The 1446-nt window shown below is 66.7% G+C and carries 1 protein-coding gene; it reads right to left on the bottom strand.

Annotation, left to right across the window (positions count from 1 at the left end):
- On the bottom strand, nt 1–1391 hold a 1391-nt coding region (locus tag NS1_RS38450; protein ID WP_255284851.1), incomplete at its 3' end, for an ATP-dependent DNA helicase.
- Nucleotides 1392–1446 lie beyond the last annotated feature (55 nt).

Raw genomic sequence — 1446 nt, 5'->3', positions numbered from 1 at the left:
GCGATATAGGCGTGGTTGGCGTGGCGTCCGCGCGTCATCGCCACGTAGAACTGTTGGCGTGACTCGCGCCCGGACATCGCGACGTGGCAGGAATCCGCGGTGATGCCTTGCGCGGAATCGATGGTCGCGGCATACCCGAGGTGCAGGTGTTCGTGCACATACTCGCCTGGCAGCCGCACCGCCGCGTCGGTATCGCGACCGCCAACGCGCCGCGCGACGGTGACAGAGCCGTCGGAATGCACGTGCTGGATGGTCCAGGAGTAGCCGTTGCGGACCCAATCACGCGCGCCGACTCGTAAGCGCGGGTCGTTGCGGCGCGTGCGCACGGTGTCACCGGCTGAGGCCACCAACCGGTCAGCGAGGAACACATGCGGGTCGGGTGCACCGGTCGCGGTGAGCGCGGGAGCGGTGCGCGCGATCCGGTCCGCACGCGCGCGCACGTTCAACGCGCTCACGATGTCGTGGGTCGGGGCCAACATCACCGCGTCCCACCCGTTAGTGATGTCGGCGGCCCACGCTCGGTAGGCGTCTGCGTAGACGGTGCCGAGGTGCCCGGCGTGGATGCGGCCGTTGTCCAGATACCAGGCCAAGGCGAGCGGATCACCCTCACGCAGCCCGGTTGACGCCAACGCTTCGCCTCGATGGGCGAAGCGCACCACCTCGGTCAGGGTCGGTGCTTGCTCTGGTGCGGCATGGGTCATGTCGGCATGGACGCCACCGGCATCGATCGCCGAGAGCTGTCGGTCGTCACCGATACACCGCACGGTCGCACCGCGTCCGCTCAGATACCGCAGCAGTTGCAGACGTTTGGTGGTCGGCAAGGTGACGTGTTCATCGACGATGACCAACGTTGTTTCGTCGATATCGAGGACCCATTGCGGCAGAAACGGCAGGTTCTCGTTGGGGTTGTCGGGGCGGTGGGCGTCGATGACGTGAAGAAGTTTGTCCACCGTTTCGGCGCGGGTGCCGATCGAGTCGCCCAGCACGGACGCGGCGGCGGCCGTGGGTGCCATTCCGAGCACGGTTCCACCACTGGATAATTGCCAGGCGGTGGCGAGCACTTGCATGGCGGTGGTCTTGCCGGTTCCGGCGGGGGCGTTGGCGGTGTGGACACGCATTCCGGCGCTGGCAAACGATTCGATGACCCGAATCTGACCGGGATTCAACGGTTGGTCGGGGTGGGCGGTGTTGTATTCGTACACCGCGCGCGAGACCAATCCGGGGTTCAGGATGACTCCGCCGGGCTCGACAGAGAGCGCGATCAGTTCGGCTTCGGCGGCCAAGGTGGATTCGGTGGTGTAGATCTGGGAGTTCGCGCGGGTGTGGATCGGGGTGCCGTCGCGGCGACGCAACCACGCCGGGACCGCGCGCAAGTCGGGTTGCTCGGTCACGTCGGGGTCACCGCGCGCGACCGATGACGACGGCGATAATGCTTGTGCCAGCACT

This window comes from Nocardia salmonicida NBRC 13393, assembly GCF_001613085.1.
Taxonomy (GTDB): domain Bacteria; phylum Actinomycetota; class Actinomycetes; order Mycobacteriales; family Mycobacteriaceae; genus Nocardia; species Nocardia salmonicida.
The sequence above is the reverse complement of the archived record's forward strand: the minus strand, read 5'-3'. Positions and strand labels throughout refer to the sequence as shown.